Consider the following 13,444-nt stretch of genomic DNA (forward strand, 5'->3'; position numbering starts at 1 on the left):
GGGGGCCATTATAGGCAGACCCCGGCCTTAGCCTCGGCGCGCTACGGGCGCATGTTGCGCCATGAGCTCAACCATCCAATCGATAAAGACGCGCAGCTTCGCGCTTACGCGCTTATTGGGCGGGAAAGCCAGGTAGAGCGGCATGGCATCCATTCGCCAGGCTTCGAACAGCGGCACCAGCTGGCCTTGGGCTACGTGCTTCCTGGCCATGTACTCCGGCAGCCAGAGTGCGCCGAGGCCGGCGAGTCCGGCCTCCAGATAGGCATTGCCATCGTCCACCGAAAGCACATAGCGCCCCTGTATCCGCACGATTTCACTGCCGCTGCGCATGGCGTAGGGCATGGGCTTGCCAGTGCGCGACCATACGTAGCCGACGATACGGTGGTGCGGGCCTTCCAGTTCGCGCGGGTGCGAAGGCGTTCCGTTTCGCTCCAGATAGCTCGGTGCCGCATACACGCCAAGTCGAAGATCGCCGATATGCCGAGCCTTTAATGAAAGCGAAGTGAGCTCGCCACCGCGCACCACGCAATCGACATTTTCGCCAATGACGTCGACGATGCGATCGCTGACGCCCATATCCAGCTGGATATCCGGATAACGCGCGTGGAATGCGGGCAGGGCCGGTATCAGGATGATGCGGGCCAGCGGACTTGGCACATCCACCCGCAATTTGCCTTTGGGTGATGCGTTGGCGGCGGAGAGACCGTTCTCGGCATCGTCCAGATCGGCGAGCAGCCTGATGGCGCTCTCGTAATACGCCATCCCGTCCGCGGTCGCGTTGACTTTGCGCGTGGTGCGATGGAGCAGCTGGACGCGCAGTCTCGCTTCCAGCTGCTGTATGAGCTGGGTCACGGCGGTCTTGCTTATGCCCAGTGTTTCCGCGGCCTTGGTAAAGCTGCCGGTCTCCACGACCCGGACGAAGGCCTGCATCGCATCGAACCGGTCCATTGTTGCTTCCGTGGGAGCTGGGATTGTTTGGATTCTACAAACAGTGTGAGCCGGGAATGGCTGTTTATCGGCGCAGTGCTGCTGCCTAGAGTGTGCCTCTCTCGTTCCTGATGCTGATGGAGGTGGATTTATGGCAACGCGCGATGTCGTTTTTCCCGCTGGCCGCCGCGCGCTTTACGAGCGCAATCGTTATTCGCCGGCCATCCGCTCGAATGGCTTCCTGTTCGTTTCCGGACAGGTCGGCAGCCGCGACGACGGCTCGCCCGAGCCGGATCTGGAGCGGCAGGTGTCGCTCGCGTTCGAACATTTGAACGAGGTATTGGCCGCGGCCGGATGTGCCTTTGAGGACGTGGTCGATGTGACTGTCTTCATGGTCGATCCCGAGTCCGTATTCGAGAAGGTCTGGAGCTTGGTGCCGAAGTATTGGGGCGAGGCTCCCCATCCGACGCTGACTGCCGTGGGCGTGACGTGGCTTTATGGGTTCCAGTTCGAGATCAAGGTGGTGGCCAAGCTGCCGGCGGAATAATTCGAAGCACCTTTGCCGTTGGAGCGCTCAGTCGTCGATTGACAGGTAGCCGGAACGCATTCAAGGTTCGTCGCTGGCCATGAGTGCATGGCCGCATCCTGGTCCGCTCGACGGAGGGTTTATGACCAAGCTGGTGGTAAGAAGCCTCGCTGTTTCCCTCGACGGCTATGCCGCCGGCCCCGACCAGAGCCTTGAGAATCCGCTGGGCGTGCGCGGCCCGGAACTGATGCAATGGTTTTTCCCGACGCGCACGTGGCGGGCAATGCAAGGTGGCGAGGGTGGCGAGACCGGTGTCGATGACGAGATCGCACAGCAAGGTTTTGCGGAAGTCGGCGCATGGATCCTCGGCCGAAACATGTTCGGCCCGGTGCGCGGCCCGTGGCCGGACGACAGCTGGAAAGGCTGGTGGGGCGACGAGCCGCCGTATCACGTGCCGGTGTTCGTGCTGACGCATTACGCACGGGAGCCTTTAGTGATGGAGGGCGGCACCGTATTTCATTTCGTCACCGACGGCATCGAGTCCGCCGTGAAGCAGGCCATTGCGGCGGCTGAAGGCAAGGATGTGCGTATAGGCGGCGGCGCATCGACCATCCGGCAGCTGCTGAGTGCGTCGCTGATCGATGAAATGCATCTCGCGGTGGGGCCGGTGCTGCTGGGCAGGGGAGAGCCTCTGTTTCATGGACTCGATATGCATGCACTTGGCTATCGCTGCGACAAAGTGGTCCCCGGTGAGCGCGCTACGCATATGTTTTTGCGTAAGGGTCCATAGCGAGATACGGACGAAATAGCGCTCCGCGATACGCACTGTTCTCTCATGCCGATCTTCCCAGCGCAGCAAGGATCACTTTGCGTGCATGGAGCAAGTCGGATTTGAGATCGCTCGGGGAGACTTCTACGAACCCGAGCCCCTTGAGCAAAAAAATGCCTTCAACTGCCAATAACGCGTGACGGATTTCCGCGTTTTTGCCACGTGGTCGAAGTGGATCGAGCAGTGCGTGATAAAAGCTCCGTATCGACTCGAGCATGTCGGGGGCGTGCACCAGTGCCGTGACGAGAAAAGCCGCCTTTTGCGTCGAGGTGTCGTCCTCGCTCAATGCTTCTTCGATATGGGCGAGGGCCAGTTCGGCGGGCCCGGTGGGGCCATTGCCGAGCCGCCGACGGACGGCGTCCTGGAAGCGAGCCAGTTCTCGCTCCAGTACCGCATGCATCAGGCCGTCCTTGGTTGCGAAGGTGTAGACCAGGCCGCCTTTGCTGATGCCTGCACGTTCGGCGACGGCATCGAGCGTGAAATTCCGCCCGCCGGATTCCACGATGACCGCCTCGGCGGCATCCAGAACGCTGTCTTTGTCGATTTCTTTTTTTCGAGCCACGCTGACCTCTTGCTTTTCCGACTGGCTGGTCGCATATTATTTCCGACTGAGCAGTCAGATTAATGCGATGGGGCGGGCGCCACAAGGCAGCGCCGCGAACTCACCTGAAGGAAAACCTATGAAAGAATTTGAAGCGGAAAGTCCCTTGCCGGCCGCGGCGCTTGGGCACTTTGTCATGAAAGTCCGGAAAGTCGAGGTCAGCTACCCGTTCTATGCGGGCCTGGGTCTGCGTGAGGCCGGCACGTTCCCTGGAATGGCGATCATCGAGCTGCGGGGCGGCACGCATCTGCTGCTGTTTCAAAAGGACGAGGAGCAGAGCGATGCGCTGCTGGACGGCCGTAATGGCCAGAGGCCCGAATTCCTTAGCGAAAGAATCGATCTGATGATTGCGGGCCACGCAAAAGAAGATCTGGAGCGCTATAGAGCCGATCTGGTTGGCAAAGGATATTCGCCCGCCGAGATCGCCGACGAAACGCTATACGGCCACCATTATTTTTCGATGCAAGACCCCGATGGCAACGGCATCACTTTCTATACCAGCCACTGCGGCGACAAGCCTGTGTGACGTGTGCGGCCCGTTAAGTGGCCGCTGATGGCGGTCCACTGGACGGCCAGCGATGAAATGGCCAGTGCAAGGGGCAGCTAGAATATTCCCCATGCAAACCCCCGCTCCCAGCGCCTTCCGCCTCTCGGTCGCCCCCATGATGGATTGGACCGACCGCCACTGCCGCTATTTCCACCGCCTGATCTCCCCTCACGCCCGCCTCTACACCGAAATGGTGACCAGCGCCGCCCTGGTGCGCGGCAAGCAGTTGCGCCTGCTCGAACATAGCCAGCAGGAGCACCCGGTGGCGTTGCAGCTTGGCGGCAGCGATCCGGCGGAGCTGGCGGAGGCGGCGCGGCATGGCGCTGCGGCGGGCTATGACGAAATCAATCTCAACGTCGGCTGCCCCTCCGATCGCGTGCAGTCCGGCAAATTCGGCGCCTGCCTGATGCGCGAGCCCGCGCTGGTGGGCGACTGCGTGAAAGCCATGCGCGATGCGGTCGATATCCCGGTTACTGTGAAATGCCGTATCGGCGTCGACGATCAGGACGAATACGCCGACCTGCAGCATTTCACCGAAACCATGATCGCGGCCGGCGTGGAAATCCTGGTGGTGCATGCGCGCAAGGCCTGGCTGCAGGGTCTTAGCCCGAAGGAGAATCGCGAGATCCCGCCGCTGGATTACGAGCGCGTCTATCGCCTCAAGCGCGAATTCCCGCAGCTGGTCATCGTCATCAATGGCGGCATCACCACGGCCGAGCAGGTGCAGGCGCATCTGGGGCAGGTGGATGGGGTGATGCTCGGCCGCGCGGCCTACCACGACCCCTACGTCCTGGCCCGGGTCGAAGCCGCCCTCTACGGCCAGCCGCTGCCGGACCGGGACGACATCCTGCGCCACATGCGCCCCTATATCGAAGCCGAGCTGGCACGGGGCACCGCCCTCAAGCACATCACCCGCCATCTGCTCGGGCTGTACCAGGGCGAGCCGGGTGCGCGCGGGTTCCGCCGGCTGCTCAGCGAGCAGGCCCATCTGCCCGATGCGGGCTGGGAGCTGCTGGAGCGGGCCATGCTGCCCAAGCGGGCTGTAGCGGCGTGACAGCGGGGGGCGATCGGGTCAGTATTCAGGCCCGGTTCCATAGTCTGAACGAGGATAGCCTCCGTTCCCCGGGCTTTTGTTGGCGATATGAAGACAATCCTGCGCATTTCGGCTCTTTTGTTGCTCCTGGTGACCGCTACGGCGGCCGCGCAGGCGCAGGAGCCGTCCATGACGCTCGAGCAGGCCGTGAACCAGGTGCAGCAGGAGACCGGCGGCAAGGTGCTGTCGGCCAGCACCGTGCGGCGCGGCCGCAATGCGTTCGAGCACCGGATCAAGGTGCTCACGCCCTCCGGCCACGTGCGCGTGGTCACCGTGAACACGGAAGCGGGCAAGGCCCCGGCTTCCCCGGAATCCACCAAGAACCCGGCCGGCGACGGCGAGGGCAATAAGGAGAAACACTGATGCGCATCCTTCTGGTAGAGGACGAGGCGCCGCTGCGCGAAACGCTCGCCGCACGCCTGAAGCGCGACGGTTTTGCCGTCGACGCGGCACAGGACGGCGAAGAGGGCCTCTATCTCGGCCGCGAAGTACCGTTCGACCTGGCCATCATCGACCTGGGCCTGCCGAAGATGTCGGGCATGGACCTGGTCAAGGCGCTGCGCGAAGTCGGCCAGCGCTATCCGATCCTGATCCTCACCGCCCGCGGCAGCTGGCAGGACAAGGTCGAGGGCCTCAAGCACGGCGCCGACGACTACCTGGTCAAGCCGTTCCACGTGGAAGAACTGCTGGCGCGCATCAACGCGCTGGTGCGCCGCGCCAGCGGCTGGTCCAAGCCGGTGCTGGCCTGCGGCCCGATCAAGCTGGACACCACCGCGCAGACGGTGTCGGTGGAAGGCAAGCTGGTGGACCTCACCAGCTATGAGTACAAGGTGCTGGAATACCTGATGCTGCACGCGGGCGAGCTGGTCTCCAAGGCCGACCTCACCGAGCACATCTACCAGCAGGACTTCGACCGCGACTCCAATGTGCTGGAGGTCTTCATCGGCCGTCTGCGCAGGAAGCTCGACCCGGAAGGCACCCTCAAGCCCATCGAGACGGTACGTGGACGCGGATACCGCTTTGCCATCCCCCGCAGCGAAAACGAAGGCGAATGATCCCGACCAGCCGCGCCGCCCGTTCTCACTGGCGGCGCGCGCTGCGTTGGCCACCGGCTTCGTGCTGGCGGCCTTTCTTGGCGTCGTCGGCCTTACCCTCTCGCGTTCCAGCGCCGAGACCTCGCTGAAGGAATTGCAGGACCGCCTGCAGAACTACGTGGTTGCCTACCTGGCCGGCACCGAAGTGGGCCGCTCCGGCAAGGTGCTGCTGCCCGATACGCCGCCCGATCCGCGTTTTTCCCAGCCGGGTTCCGGCTTGTATGCGCTGGCCTTGGGCGAGAACGGGGCCAAGCTGGAATCGCCCTCGGCGATCGGGCGCGACTTCGCGTTTCTGAAGCGGCTGGAGCCGGGGCAGAGCCAGTTCGTCGGCCCGATCGATACGCGCATGGGGCGGCTGTACTACTACGCCTACGGTGTGGCGCTGGACACCTCCGAGAAGAAGTCGGTGAAGCTGACCTTCATGGTGGCGCAGGCGGAGGACCAGCTTGAAGGGCAGAACGCTGTAATTCGGCGCAGTCTGATCTTCTGGCTCGCCACGCTGGGCGTGATGCTGATCCTGCTGCAGCTGTTGCTGCTGCGCTGGAGCCTCACGCCATTGCGCAAGGTGGCCAGCGACATGAGCCGGGTCGAACGCGGCGAGGCGGAGCAGCTCGACAGCCGCTATCCGCTGGAACTCACCGGCCTCACCGAACGCATCAACGCCTTTATCGATAGCGAGCGCGAACAGCGCACGCGCTACCGCAACACGCTGGCCGACCTGGCGCACAGCCTGAAGACGCCGCTGGCGGTGATCCGCTCGCGGCTCGAAGCCAGCGACGGCAACATGTCGCGAGTGCGCACCGACGTGGTCGACCAGGTGCGCCGCATGGACGAACTGGTCGCCTACCAGCTCGCCCGCGCCGCCACCACCGGCCGGCAGACCTTCGCTTCGGCCATCCCTATCGCGGGCCACGCGGAAGACCTGGTGCAGAGCCTGGAAAAGGTCTACGCCGCGAAGAACGTGCTGTGCGAATTCGACATCGACGAAGGCGCCGCCTTCTACGGCGAGCAGGGCGACCTGCTCGAACTGATGGGCAACCTGCTGGAAAACGCCTTCAAGTGGGCCGGCCACCGCGTACTGCTGGTGGTGAAAGTGGAGCCGGCCGCCGGCCGCCAGCGCCCGGGCCTGTGGCTGAGCGTGGAGGACGACGGCCCCGGCATCGACGACGACAAGATCGAGAAGGTGCTCCAGCGCGGGGTGCGCGGCGACGAGCGCGTGCAGGGCCACGGCATTGGCCTGTCGATCGTGCAGGACATCATCAAGGCCTACCGCGGCGAGCTGACCGTGGACCGCTCGCCGGAATTCGGCGGCGCGCGCTTCAGCGTGAGATTGCCGCCGAGCTGAGGCTCAATACGGTGCCGGCGACGGGCCGTAGTAAGCGTCGAGCAACGCAGCGACCATCGGGTCGGCGCGCTTGAGCACGCCCGGCTGCGACCAGTGCAGCTCGCTCACCACGGCGAAGAATTCGTCCGGGCCTTCGGCGGCATACGGGTCGATCAGCGTATCGCGGCCGCGCGCCACGTCGTTGGAGAGGTGGTCGTAGGCGCGCTGGAAGGCCACGATCCAGTCGCGCCGGCTGATCTCTTCCGGCAGCGGCGGCACGCCGTCCGGGGCGCCGTCGAGCATGTCGAACTTGTGCGCCATCTCGTGCACGACCACGTTGTAGCCGTCCCAGGGTTGCTCCAGGTCCAGCTGCACGTCGGCCAGGGAAAGAATCAGCGGGCCGCGTTCCCAGGCTTCGCCGATCAGCACGTCGTCCGCCTCGCTCACCACGCCGCTGTGCTCGTCGTGATGGCTGCGGCGCACCTTGAACTCGCCGGGGTAGACCAGGATCTCGCGCCAGCCGCGCAGGCCGGTGCTGCCCTGGCGCAGGGCCGGCAGGCAGGCCTGCAGGGCGATCAGCAGGCGCAGGCGGTCGTCCAGCTCGGCGCCGGCCAGCGGGTGGAAGCGCTTGCGGGCAAGAAAATGGGCGGCGATGCGGCGTAGTTCGTTCTGGCGGTCGTCATCGAGCCGGCGCGCGAGAGGGCACGCGGACAGCGTGCGGCGCCATAGAACGTCGGGAATGGCCGGCGGGTCGAAGCGCGACAGCCACTGTCGCCACCAGGCCCCCGCCACAGGAACGGCTTACTGGATGGAGCCCGGCAGCAGCGACTGCCAGCCCAGGCTGATGCGGCGGCTGCGCTGCGAGCCGGACGAGCCGCTGCCGCCAACGGGGCAGTTCTCGCTGGAAGAGCCGGAAGCCGGGGTGTTCTGCGTATTGCTGTCGCGCGGCACGCCGAGGGCGTCGCCGCCGTTGCCGCTGACTTCGTGGGGGACGGCGCTGTCCACGCCGGAACGCTGCAGGCCGCCCAATTCCTGGGTATCGGCGTCCATGGCCGAAGCGGCACCGATGCCGCTGGCGCCCAAAACACACGCGAACAGGAACTGTCTGATGCCCATGGCGGCTCAACCCCTTGATCCGCAAGCCAAGGAACGGATCGTCGCAGAATCGTCACTAGGATGCCAGTGCCGGGCCTGCGCCGTGCCGGGGCGCGCCAGTCCCACAAGTACTAGGCGCGGCGGATGGCCGGCGGCTACTCGGCGTCCGGCCCACGCTCTAAGATGCCGCCCCATGCACGCGATTGACCCTTCCCTGGCCGGGCCTGCCCCGCGCCGGGCTCACCACGACGGCGGGCGCCCCTGATGCAGGCGCGCGAACTGCTGGCGCTGCTCGCACCGGGCGAGGCCTTGTCGGGCGAGCGCCTGGCCGAGCAGGGCGGGGTGACCCGCGCCGCCATCTGGAAGCAGATCCAGGCCCTGCGCTCGCGCGGCGTGCCGATCGAGGCGCGCGGCGCCGCCGGCTACCGGCTGCCCTGGCCGCTGCAGATGCTGGACGCCGCACGCATCCGCGCGGCCGTGCCGGCGCCGTGGCGCAAGCGGCTGGGCGAGCTGGAGGTGCACTGGGAGCTGGATTCCACCTCCAGCGAACTGCAGCGCCGCGGCGCCGAGCTGCCGGACCTGAGCGTGATGATCGCCGAGACCCAGAGCGCCGGCCGCGGCCGGCGCGGGCGCGCCTGGCTGTCGCCGCCGGGATTGAATCTGTATCTGTCCTGCCTGAAGCGCTTCGACGGCGGCTTCGCCGCGCTGTCCGGCTTGTCGCTGGCAGTGGGGGTGATCCTGCTGCGCGCACTGGAATCGCTGGGCATCGCCGAGGCCGGCCTGAAGTGGCCGAACGACGCGCTGGCCCGCGGCGGCAAGCTGGCCGGCATCCTGGTCGAGCTCAGCGGGGAATATCAGGGGCCGTGCGCGGCGGTGATCGGCATCGGCCTCAACCTGCGCCTCACCGACGCGCTGCGCGAACAGGCCGGCCAGCCGGCCTGCGACCTGGCCACCCTGGCCGGCGGCGAGCCGCCGGAACGCAATGACGTGGCCGCCGCGCTGATCACCGCGCTGGCCGAAGGCCTGACCCGGTTCGAGCGCGAAGGCTTCGCCGGTTTCGTCGCCGACTACGCCGCACGCGACCTGCTGCGCGACGCCCCCCTGCGCGTACAAGGCGCGCAGGGCGTGCTCGAAGGCATCGGCGCGGGCGTGGACGAGCGCGGCGCGCTGCTGGTGAACGCGGCGGACGGCCTGCACCGCGTCGACAGCGCCGACGTGTCGGTGCGCCGCGCATGAAGCTGTTGCTGGATCTGGGCAATACCCGCCTGAAATGGGCCGTACGCGATGGCGCCGCATGGCATTCGCGTGGCGCGGTGAGCTGGGACAGCGACATCGCCGCCGTTTTGAGCGAAGCCTGGCGCGAGCTGCCCGCGCTGGACGACGTGGTGGGCGCCTCGGTGGTCGACGCCGCGCGCGAAGCCGCCGTGGCCGATGCCGTGCGCGCGGCCGGTTCGCTCGCTCCGTTCTGGCTGCGCACCCCGGCCGAAGCCTGCGGCGTGCGCAATGCCTACGACGAACCGCAGCGCCTGGGCGTGGACCGCTTCCTTGCCATGGTCGCCGCCTACGACGCCGGCCATGCGCCGTGCATCCTGGCCGGCGTCGGCACCGCGCTCACGCTGGATGCGCTGGCGGCGGACGGCCGCCATCTCGGCGGCCTGATCGCCCCCGGCCCGCAGCTGATGCAGCAGTCGCTGGTCGGTGCCACCGCGCGGGTGCGCCCGGAACGCCCCGGCGAGGTGCTGGACGCCGCCGCCAATACCGCCGACGCCGTGGCTTCCGGCTGCTGGCAGGCCGCGGCGGCGCTGATCGAACGCTTTGCGCGGCGCATGAGCCACTCCCTGGGTGGCAAGCCTTCGCTGCACCTGGGCGGCGGCGATGCCGCGGCCCTGCTGCCCCTGCTGGAATGTCCTGCCGCGCTGGCGGAGGACGGCGTGCTCCACGGTCTGGCCGTGTGGGCGAATGCGCATCCGGCTGCCTTGCGCGCTCTCTAGAATGGCGCGTTGCCGTTTCCTCACCTGGGTCGTTGCATGGTTCTGCGTCTGCTGTTCGTTCTGCTGATCGCGCTGAATATCGCCGTGGGCGCGTGGCTGTGGCTGGGCCAGGACGACACGCACGGCCGCAGCGCCGCCGACCCGGACGTGCCCACCCTGCACCTGCTGGCCGAGCGCCCCGCGCCGCCGGCCAGCGCGCCCGAGGCCGCCGCCACCGTGCAGGCGCCCGCCACTCCCGCCGCGCCGCCCGCCGCACCGGCCAGCAGCGCCGCCAAGGCACCGGCCCAGGCGCAGGCCGCGCTGGCGCCGACGTCGTCGCGCTCCAACACCTACACCTGCATCTCGATCGGCCCGTTCGCCACGCCGGTGGACCTGCACAACGCCCGCAACGCGCTCACCGCGCAGGCCGCGCGCATGCGCTCGCGCCAGGAGCAGACCACGCAGACGCGCGGCTGGTGGGTCTACCTGCCGGCCAGCGCCAGCCGCGACCAGGCGCTGGCGCAGGCGCGCCGGCTGAGCGCGGCGAATATCGGCGACTACTTCGTGGTCGGCTCCGGCGGCCAGCCCAACACCATCTCGCTGGGCCTGTTCAAGGACCCGGCCAACGCACGCAAGCGCCGCGACGAAGTGGCCGCCGCCGGCTTCCCCGCGCAGATGACCGAGCGCACCGAGACCGTGCCCGAATACTGGCTGGACCTGGCCGTCGCCGAAGCCGCGCACTTCGACTGGCGCAGCCACCTGCGCAACGCCGCGGGCGTCGGTTCGCACAGCACTGGATGTTTCTGAGCGCGTCCGCCGGGAGCGACCTGCTAGACTGCGCCTCCCTCGCCGGCATAGCTCAGTTGGTAGAGCAACCGCCTTGTAAGCGGTAGGTCGTCTGTTCGAGTCAGACTGTCGGCACCACTCCGCGTGATTTTCCCCTCGGATTCTGACTGTGAATCCTTCTCCCGCTGGCGACCCGAAGGTAGTCCCCGTGGGAGAGAAGGTGGCGGCAGCCGGATGAGGGTTCGGGCGCAGCGGCGCACCTCACGCTTGCGCTCCGGCCGTACCCTCACCCCAACCCCTCTCCCGACGGGAGAGGGGCTTTATGTCGCGGCATTTCGGAGTTTGACTCCCTGCCGCGATTCAAAGCGCAGTCCACATTTTTTTCAGCGCCCGCTCGCTATATAAACAACCGCACGGACCCGGCACGCCTCCCCTCAAGGAATTGCGATGCAGTTGCGGACAGACCCGAACCTGCGCTGGACGCGCTGGGCCGAAGCCTCGGCGCTGTTCGTCGCGGTGCTCGCGGCCACGGCGTATTCGCTGCTGCTGACGCGCCATACCGGCAGCAACGTCACCATGTGGATTGCGGACGGCGTCGTGGTCGGCGCACTGCTGCGCGTGTCCGACGAGCGCTGGCCGCGTTATCTGGGCGCCGCGTTCGCGGGTTACTTCACCGGCAAGATGCTGCTGGGCGACCCGCTGATCTCCAGCACCCTGCTGGGCCTGGTCAATGGCGTCGAAGTGATGATCGTGGCGCGCGGCGTGCGCCGCGGCTTCCCGCGCATCCAGGACGACACGCCATTCCTGCGCCTGGGCCAGACGGCGATGCTGTCGACCCTGGCTGCTTCGCTGGTGTCGGCGCTGCTCGCCGCGTTCGTGCTCTACGCCACCGCCGACACCGATTTCTGGACCACCTTCGACTGGTGGTTCCGTTCCCATCTGCTGGGCATGGTGATCGTGGCCACGCTCACCCTGGTGGTGCTCGTGCAGGGCTGGCGCATGCTCGGCCGGCGCGGGCATCGCCTGGTGCTGCTGCGCGACCTGCTGTTGCTGGGCGCGACGACGGTCTTCGTGTTCGCGCAGTCGCGCTATCCGCTGCTGTTCGTGGTGTTCGCGCCGCTGCTCTACGTGGTGATCCGCCACCGCTTTCCGGGGCTGGTGATCGGCGTGGCGGTGGTGACGCTTACCGCCAATATCGCCATCGCCATGGGCGGCGGCCCGCTTGGCCTGATTCCCAACGCCAGCGCAGTGGAGCGTTCGCTGCTGGGGCAGTTCTTTCTCGGCATGGTGTGCCTGGTGGCGGTGCCGATCGCGCTGGCCCAGGCCGATCGCCGCCGCCTGGCGCGGCGCGTGCGCGACAGCGAGGTGCGCTACCGCCTGCTGGCCGACTACGCCAGCGACCTGGTGATGCGCATCGCGCGCGACGGCTCGCGGCGCTACGTATCGCCTTCGATCAAGGACCTGCTCGGCTGGGAGGTCGGCGAGTTCATGCTGCCGCGCCCGGACCTGATCCACCCCGACGACCGCGAACGCGTGGACGAAGCGATGGAGCAGCTCTGGGCCACCGAGCGCATGTCGCTCACCCGTTACCGCTTGCGCCACAAGAAGGGTTATTACGTGTGGATCGAGGCGCTGGTGCGCGTGATGCCCAGCCCGGAACACGCCGGCGAGATGGAGCTGATCTATACCGGCCGCGACATCACCGAAAGCATTGTCGCCGAACAGGCGCTGGCCGACAGCGAGACCCGCCTGCGCCGCATCACCGACAAGGTGCCCGCGCTGATCACCCACATCGGCATCGACGAGCGCTACATCTTCGTCAGCGGCTATGCGCGCGAGATCACCGGGCTGGAGCCGGAGGCGATGGTCGGGCGCAGCGTGCGCGAAACGCGTGGCGCGGCGCTGTACAGCCTGATGAAGCCGCATATCGCGGCGGTGCTGCAGGGCCGCGAAACCACCTTCGAATACGAATTCGAGCGCGACGGCCGCTATTTCTACCTGCAGGCCACCTACCTGCCGGCCACCTCGGTCACCGGCGAGAACATCGGCTTCTATGCGCTGACCACCGACGTCACGCGCATCAAGCTGGCCGAGCAGAAGCTCTCCTTCCTCGCCCATTACGACACGCTGACCAACCTGGCCAACCGCCGCTACTTCACCGAGTGCGCGCATGCGGCGCTGGAACGCGCGGCGGTGACGCGCGCACCGATGCTGCTGATGCTGATCGACGTGGACTACTTCAAGCAGATCAACGACGGCCACGGCCACGCCTCCGGCGACGCGGTGCTGCGCGAGGTGGCGCGGCGCCTGAAGGCCTCCGTGCGCAAGTCGGACCTGGTGGCCCGGCTGGGTGGCGACGAGTTCGTCATCCTGTGCGACGACGTGGACGCCACTTACGCGGCGGAGAGCCTGGCCGGCAAGGTGATCGCCTCGATGGCCGCGCCGATATCGCTCGATGCCGCGCGGCTGAAGGTGACGCTCAGCGTGGGCGCGGCGCTGTGCCGCGACATTGCCTCGCTGGACGAACTGGTGCAGCGGGCCGACGAGGCGCTGTACGAGGCGAAGGAAGCGGGACGCGCGTGTTATCGCCTGGTGGTCGAGCGGCTGTAGCAGCGGCCTGTAAGCAAGACTTCACTTGACCCCGGCGCAAGT

15 protein-coding genes and 1 tRNA gene are annotated in these 13,444 nt (G+C 66.9%); 12 read left to right on the top strand and 4 right to left on the bottom strand.

Features of this window, described 5'->3' with window-relative positions; translation table 11 throughout:
- Positions 1–27: 27 nt before the first annotated feature.
- Complete coding sequence (locus FHW85_RS06390; protein ID WP_168647735.1) at positions 28–948, bottom strand: LysR family transcriptional regulator; 921 nt, start codon at positions 946–948, stop codon at positions 28–30.
- 130 nt (positions 949–1,078) lie between these two features.
- On the opposite strand from FHW85_RS06390, the gene FHW85_RS06395 reads away from it, so the two are divergent.
- The gene (locus FHW85_RS06395) at positions 1,079–1,474 is read left to right on the top strand and encodes a RidA family protein (protein ID WP_168647736.1); all 396 of its coding nucleotides are present in this window, start codon (positions 1,079–1,081) and stop codon (positions 1,472–1,474) included.
- A gap of 121 nt (positions 1,475–1,595) precedes the next feature.
- Complete coding sequence (locus FHW85_RS06400; protein ID WP_168647737.1) at positions 1,596–2,243, top strand: dihydrofolate reductase family protein; 648 nt, start codon at positions 1,596–1,598, stop codon at positions 2,241–2,243.
- A gap of 43 nt (positions 2,244–2,286) precedes the next feature.
- Here the strand turns inward: FHW85_RS06400 and FHW85_RS06405 are convergent, their stop codons facing one another.
- The gene (locus FHW85_RS06405) at positions 2,287–2,844 is read right to left on the bottom strand and encodes a TetR/AcrR family transcriptional regulator (protein WP_167257184.1); all 558 of its coding nucleotides are present in this window, start codon (positions 2,842–2,844) and stop codon (positions 2,287–2,289) included.
- A gap of 118 nt (positions 2,845–2,962) precedes the next feature.
- Here FHW85_RS06405 and FHW85_RS06410 point away from each other — a divergent pair, with 118 nt between their 5' ends.
- From FHW85_RS06410 to FHW85_RS06430, 5 genes are all read left to right on the top strand, one after another.
- Positions 2,963–3,409, top strand: a complete 447-nt coding sequence (locus FHW85_RS06410) for a VOC family protein (protein ID WP_168647738.1) — start codon at positions 2,963–2,965, stop codon at positions 3,407–3,409.
- A 91-nt stretch (positions 3,410–3,500) separates the two neighbouring features.
- Positions 3,501–4,484 (top strand): tRNA dihydrouridine(20/20a) synthase DusA, encoded by a 984-nt coding sequence (gene dusA, locus FHW85_RS06415; RefSeq protein ID WP_168647739.1) that lies wholly within the window; start codon positions 3,501–3,503, stop codon positions 4,482–4,484.
- A 168-nt stretch (positions 4,485–4,652) separates the two neighbouring features.
- On the top strand, positions 4,653–4,886 hold the full coding sequence (locus FHW85_RS06420; RefSeq protein WP_243868157.1) for a hypothetical protein: 234 nt from the start codon (positions 4,653–4,655) through the stop codon (positions 4,884–4,886).
- Positions 4,886–5,578, top strand: coding sequence for a response regulator transcription factor (locus FHW85_RS06425; protein ID WP_026635803.1), 693 nt, complete (start codon positions 4,886–4,888; stop codon positions 5,576–5,578). The genes FHW85_RS06420 and FHW85_RS06425 overlap by 1 nt, the downstream gene beginning before the upstream one ends.
- A gap of 46 nt (positions 5,579–5,624) precedes the next feature.
- On the top strand, positions 5,625–6,962 hold the full coding sequence (locus FHW85_RS06430; protein WP_208399833.1) for an ATP-binding protein: 1,338 nt from the start codon (positions 5,625–5,627) through the stop codon (positions 6,960–6,962).
- A 3-nt stretch (positions 6,963–6,965) separates the two neighbouring features.
- Here the strand turns inward: FHW85_RS06430 and FHW85_RS06435 are convergent, their stop codons facing one another.
- Both FHW85_RS06435 and FHW85_RS06440 read right to left on the bottom strand, forming a co-directional pair.
- A complete protein-coding gene (locus FHW85_RS06435; RefSeq protein WP_168647740.1) occupies positions 6,966–7,733 on the bottom strand; it encodes a M90 family metallopeptidase in 768 nt (255 codons plus the stop codon).
- A 9-nt stretch (positions 7,734–7,742) separates the two neighbouring features.
- Positions 7,743–8,057: a hypothetical protein gene (locus FHW85_RS06440; RefSeq protein ID WP_243868156.1), complete on the bottom strand. Its 315-nt coding sequence runs from the start codon at positions 8,055–8,057 to the stop codon at positions 7,743–7,745.
- A 243-nt stretch (positions 8,058–8,300) separates the two neighbouring features.
- Here FHW85_RS06440 and FHW85_RS06445 point away from each other — a divergent pair, with 243 nt between their 5' ends.
- The 5 genes from FHW85_RS06445 to FHW85_RS06465 all read left to right on the top strand — a co-directional run bounded on the left by FHW85_RS06445 (position 8,301) and on the right by FHW85_RS06465 (position 13,402).
- A complete protein-coding gene (locus FHW85_RS06445) occupies positions 8,301–9,272 on the top strand; it encodes a biotin--[acetyl-CoA-carboxylase] ligase (protein ID WP_168647741.1) in 972 nt (323 codons plus the stop codon).
- Positions 9,269–10,027, top strand: a complete 759-nt coding sequence (locus tag FHW85_RS06450) for a type III pantothenate kinase (protein ID WP_168647742.1) — start codon at positions 9,269–9,271, stop codon at positions 10,025–10,027. The genes FHW85_RS06445 and FHW85_RS06450 overlap by 4 nt, the downstream gene beginning before the upstream one ends.
- A 36-nt stretch (positions 10,028–10,063) precedes the next feature.
- On the top strand, positions 10,064–10,813 hold the full coding sequence (locus FHW85_RS06455; RefSeq protein WP_168647743.1) for an SPOR domain-containing protein: 750 nt from the start codon (positions 10,064–10,066) through the stop codon (positions 10,811–10,813).
- Between the two features lie 41 nt (positions 10,814–10,854).
- A tRNA-Thr gene (locus tag FHW85_RS06460) sits at positions 10,855–10,930 on the top strand.
- 309 nt (positions 10,931–11,239) lie between these two features.
- On the top strand, positions 11,240–13,402 hold the full coding sequence (locus FHW85_RS06465) for a sensor domain-containing diguanylate cyclase (protein WP_168647744.1): 2,163 nt from the start codon (positions 11,240–11,242) through the stop codon (positions 13,400–13,402).
- Positions 13,403–13,444: the final 42 nt, after the last annotated feature.

It is taken from the genome of Dyella sp. SG609, from assembly GCF_012275375.1.
Lineage (GTDB): Bacteria > Pseudomonadota > Gammaproteobacteria > Xanthomonadales > Rhodanobacteraceae > Dyella_D > Dyella_D marensis.

What these genes read in the sequence shown, in the direction of transcription:
- FHW85_RS06445 (WP_168647741.1), top strand. Translation starts at nt 8,301, where the DNA reads ATGCAGGCGCGCGAACTGCTGGCGCTGCTCGCACCGGGCGAGGCCTTG.
- FHW85_RS06455 (WP_168647743.1), top strand. Translation starts at nt 10,064, where the DNA reads ATGGTTCTGCGTCTGCTGTTCGTTCTGCTGATCGCGCTGAATATCGCC.
- FHW85_RS06420 (WP_243868157.1), top strand. Translation starts at nt 4,653, where the DNA reads ATGACGCTCGAGCAGGCCGTGAACCAGGTGCAGCAGGAGACCGGCGGC.
- FHW85_RS06425 (WP_026635803.1), top strand. Translation starts at nt 4,886, where the DNA reads ATGCGCATCCTTCTGGTAGAGGACGAGGCGCCGCTGCGCGAAACGCTC.
- FHW85_RS06390 (WP_168647735.1), bottom strand. Translation starts at nt 948, where the DNA reads ATGGACCGGTTCGATGCGATGCAGGCCTTCGTCCGGGTCGTGGAGACC.
- FHW85_RS06450 (WP_168647742.1), top strand. Translation starts at nt 9,269, where the DNA reads ATGAAGCTGTTGCTGGATCTGGGCAATACCCGCCTGAAATGGGCCGTA.
- dusA (WP_168647739.1), top strand. Translation starts at nt 3,501, where the DNA reads ATGCAAACCCCCGCTCCCAGCGCCTTCCGCCTCTCGGTCGCCCCCATG.
- FHW85_RS06440 (WP_243868156.1), bottom strand. Translation starts at nt 8,057, where the DNA reads ATGGGCATCAGACAGTTCCTGTTCGCGTGTGTTTTGGGCGCCAGCGGC.
- FHW85_RS06410 (WP_168647738.1), top strand. Translation starts at nt 2,963, where the DNA reads ATGAAAGAATTTGAAGCGGAAAGTCCCTTGCCGGCCGCGGCGCTTGGG.
- FHW85_RS06400 (WP_168647737.1), top strand. Translation starts at nt 1,596, where the DNA reads ATGACCAAGCTGGTGGTAAGAAGCCTCGCTGTTTCCCTCGACGGCTAT.
- FHW85_RS06395 (WP_168647736.1), top strand. Translation starts at nt 1,079, where the DNA reads ATGGCAACGCGCGATGTCGTTTTTCCCGCTGGCCGCCGCGCGCTTTAC.
- FHW85_RS06465 (WP_168647744.1), top strand. Translation starts at nt 11,240, where the DNA reads ATGCAGTTGCGGACAGACCCGAACCTGCGCTGGACGCGCTGGGCCGAA.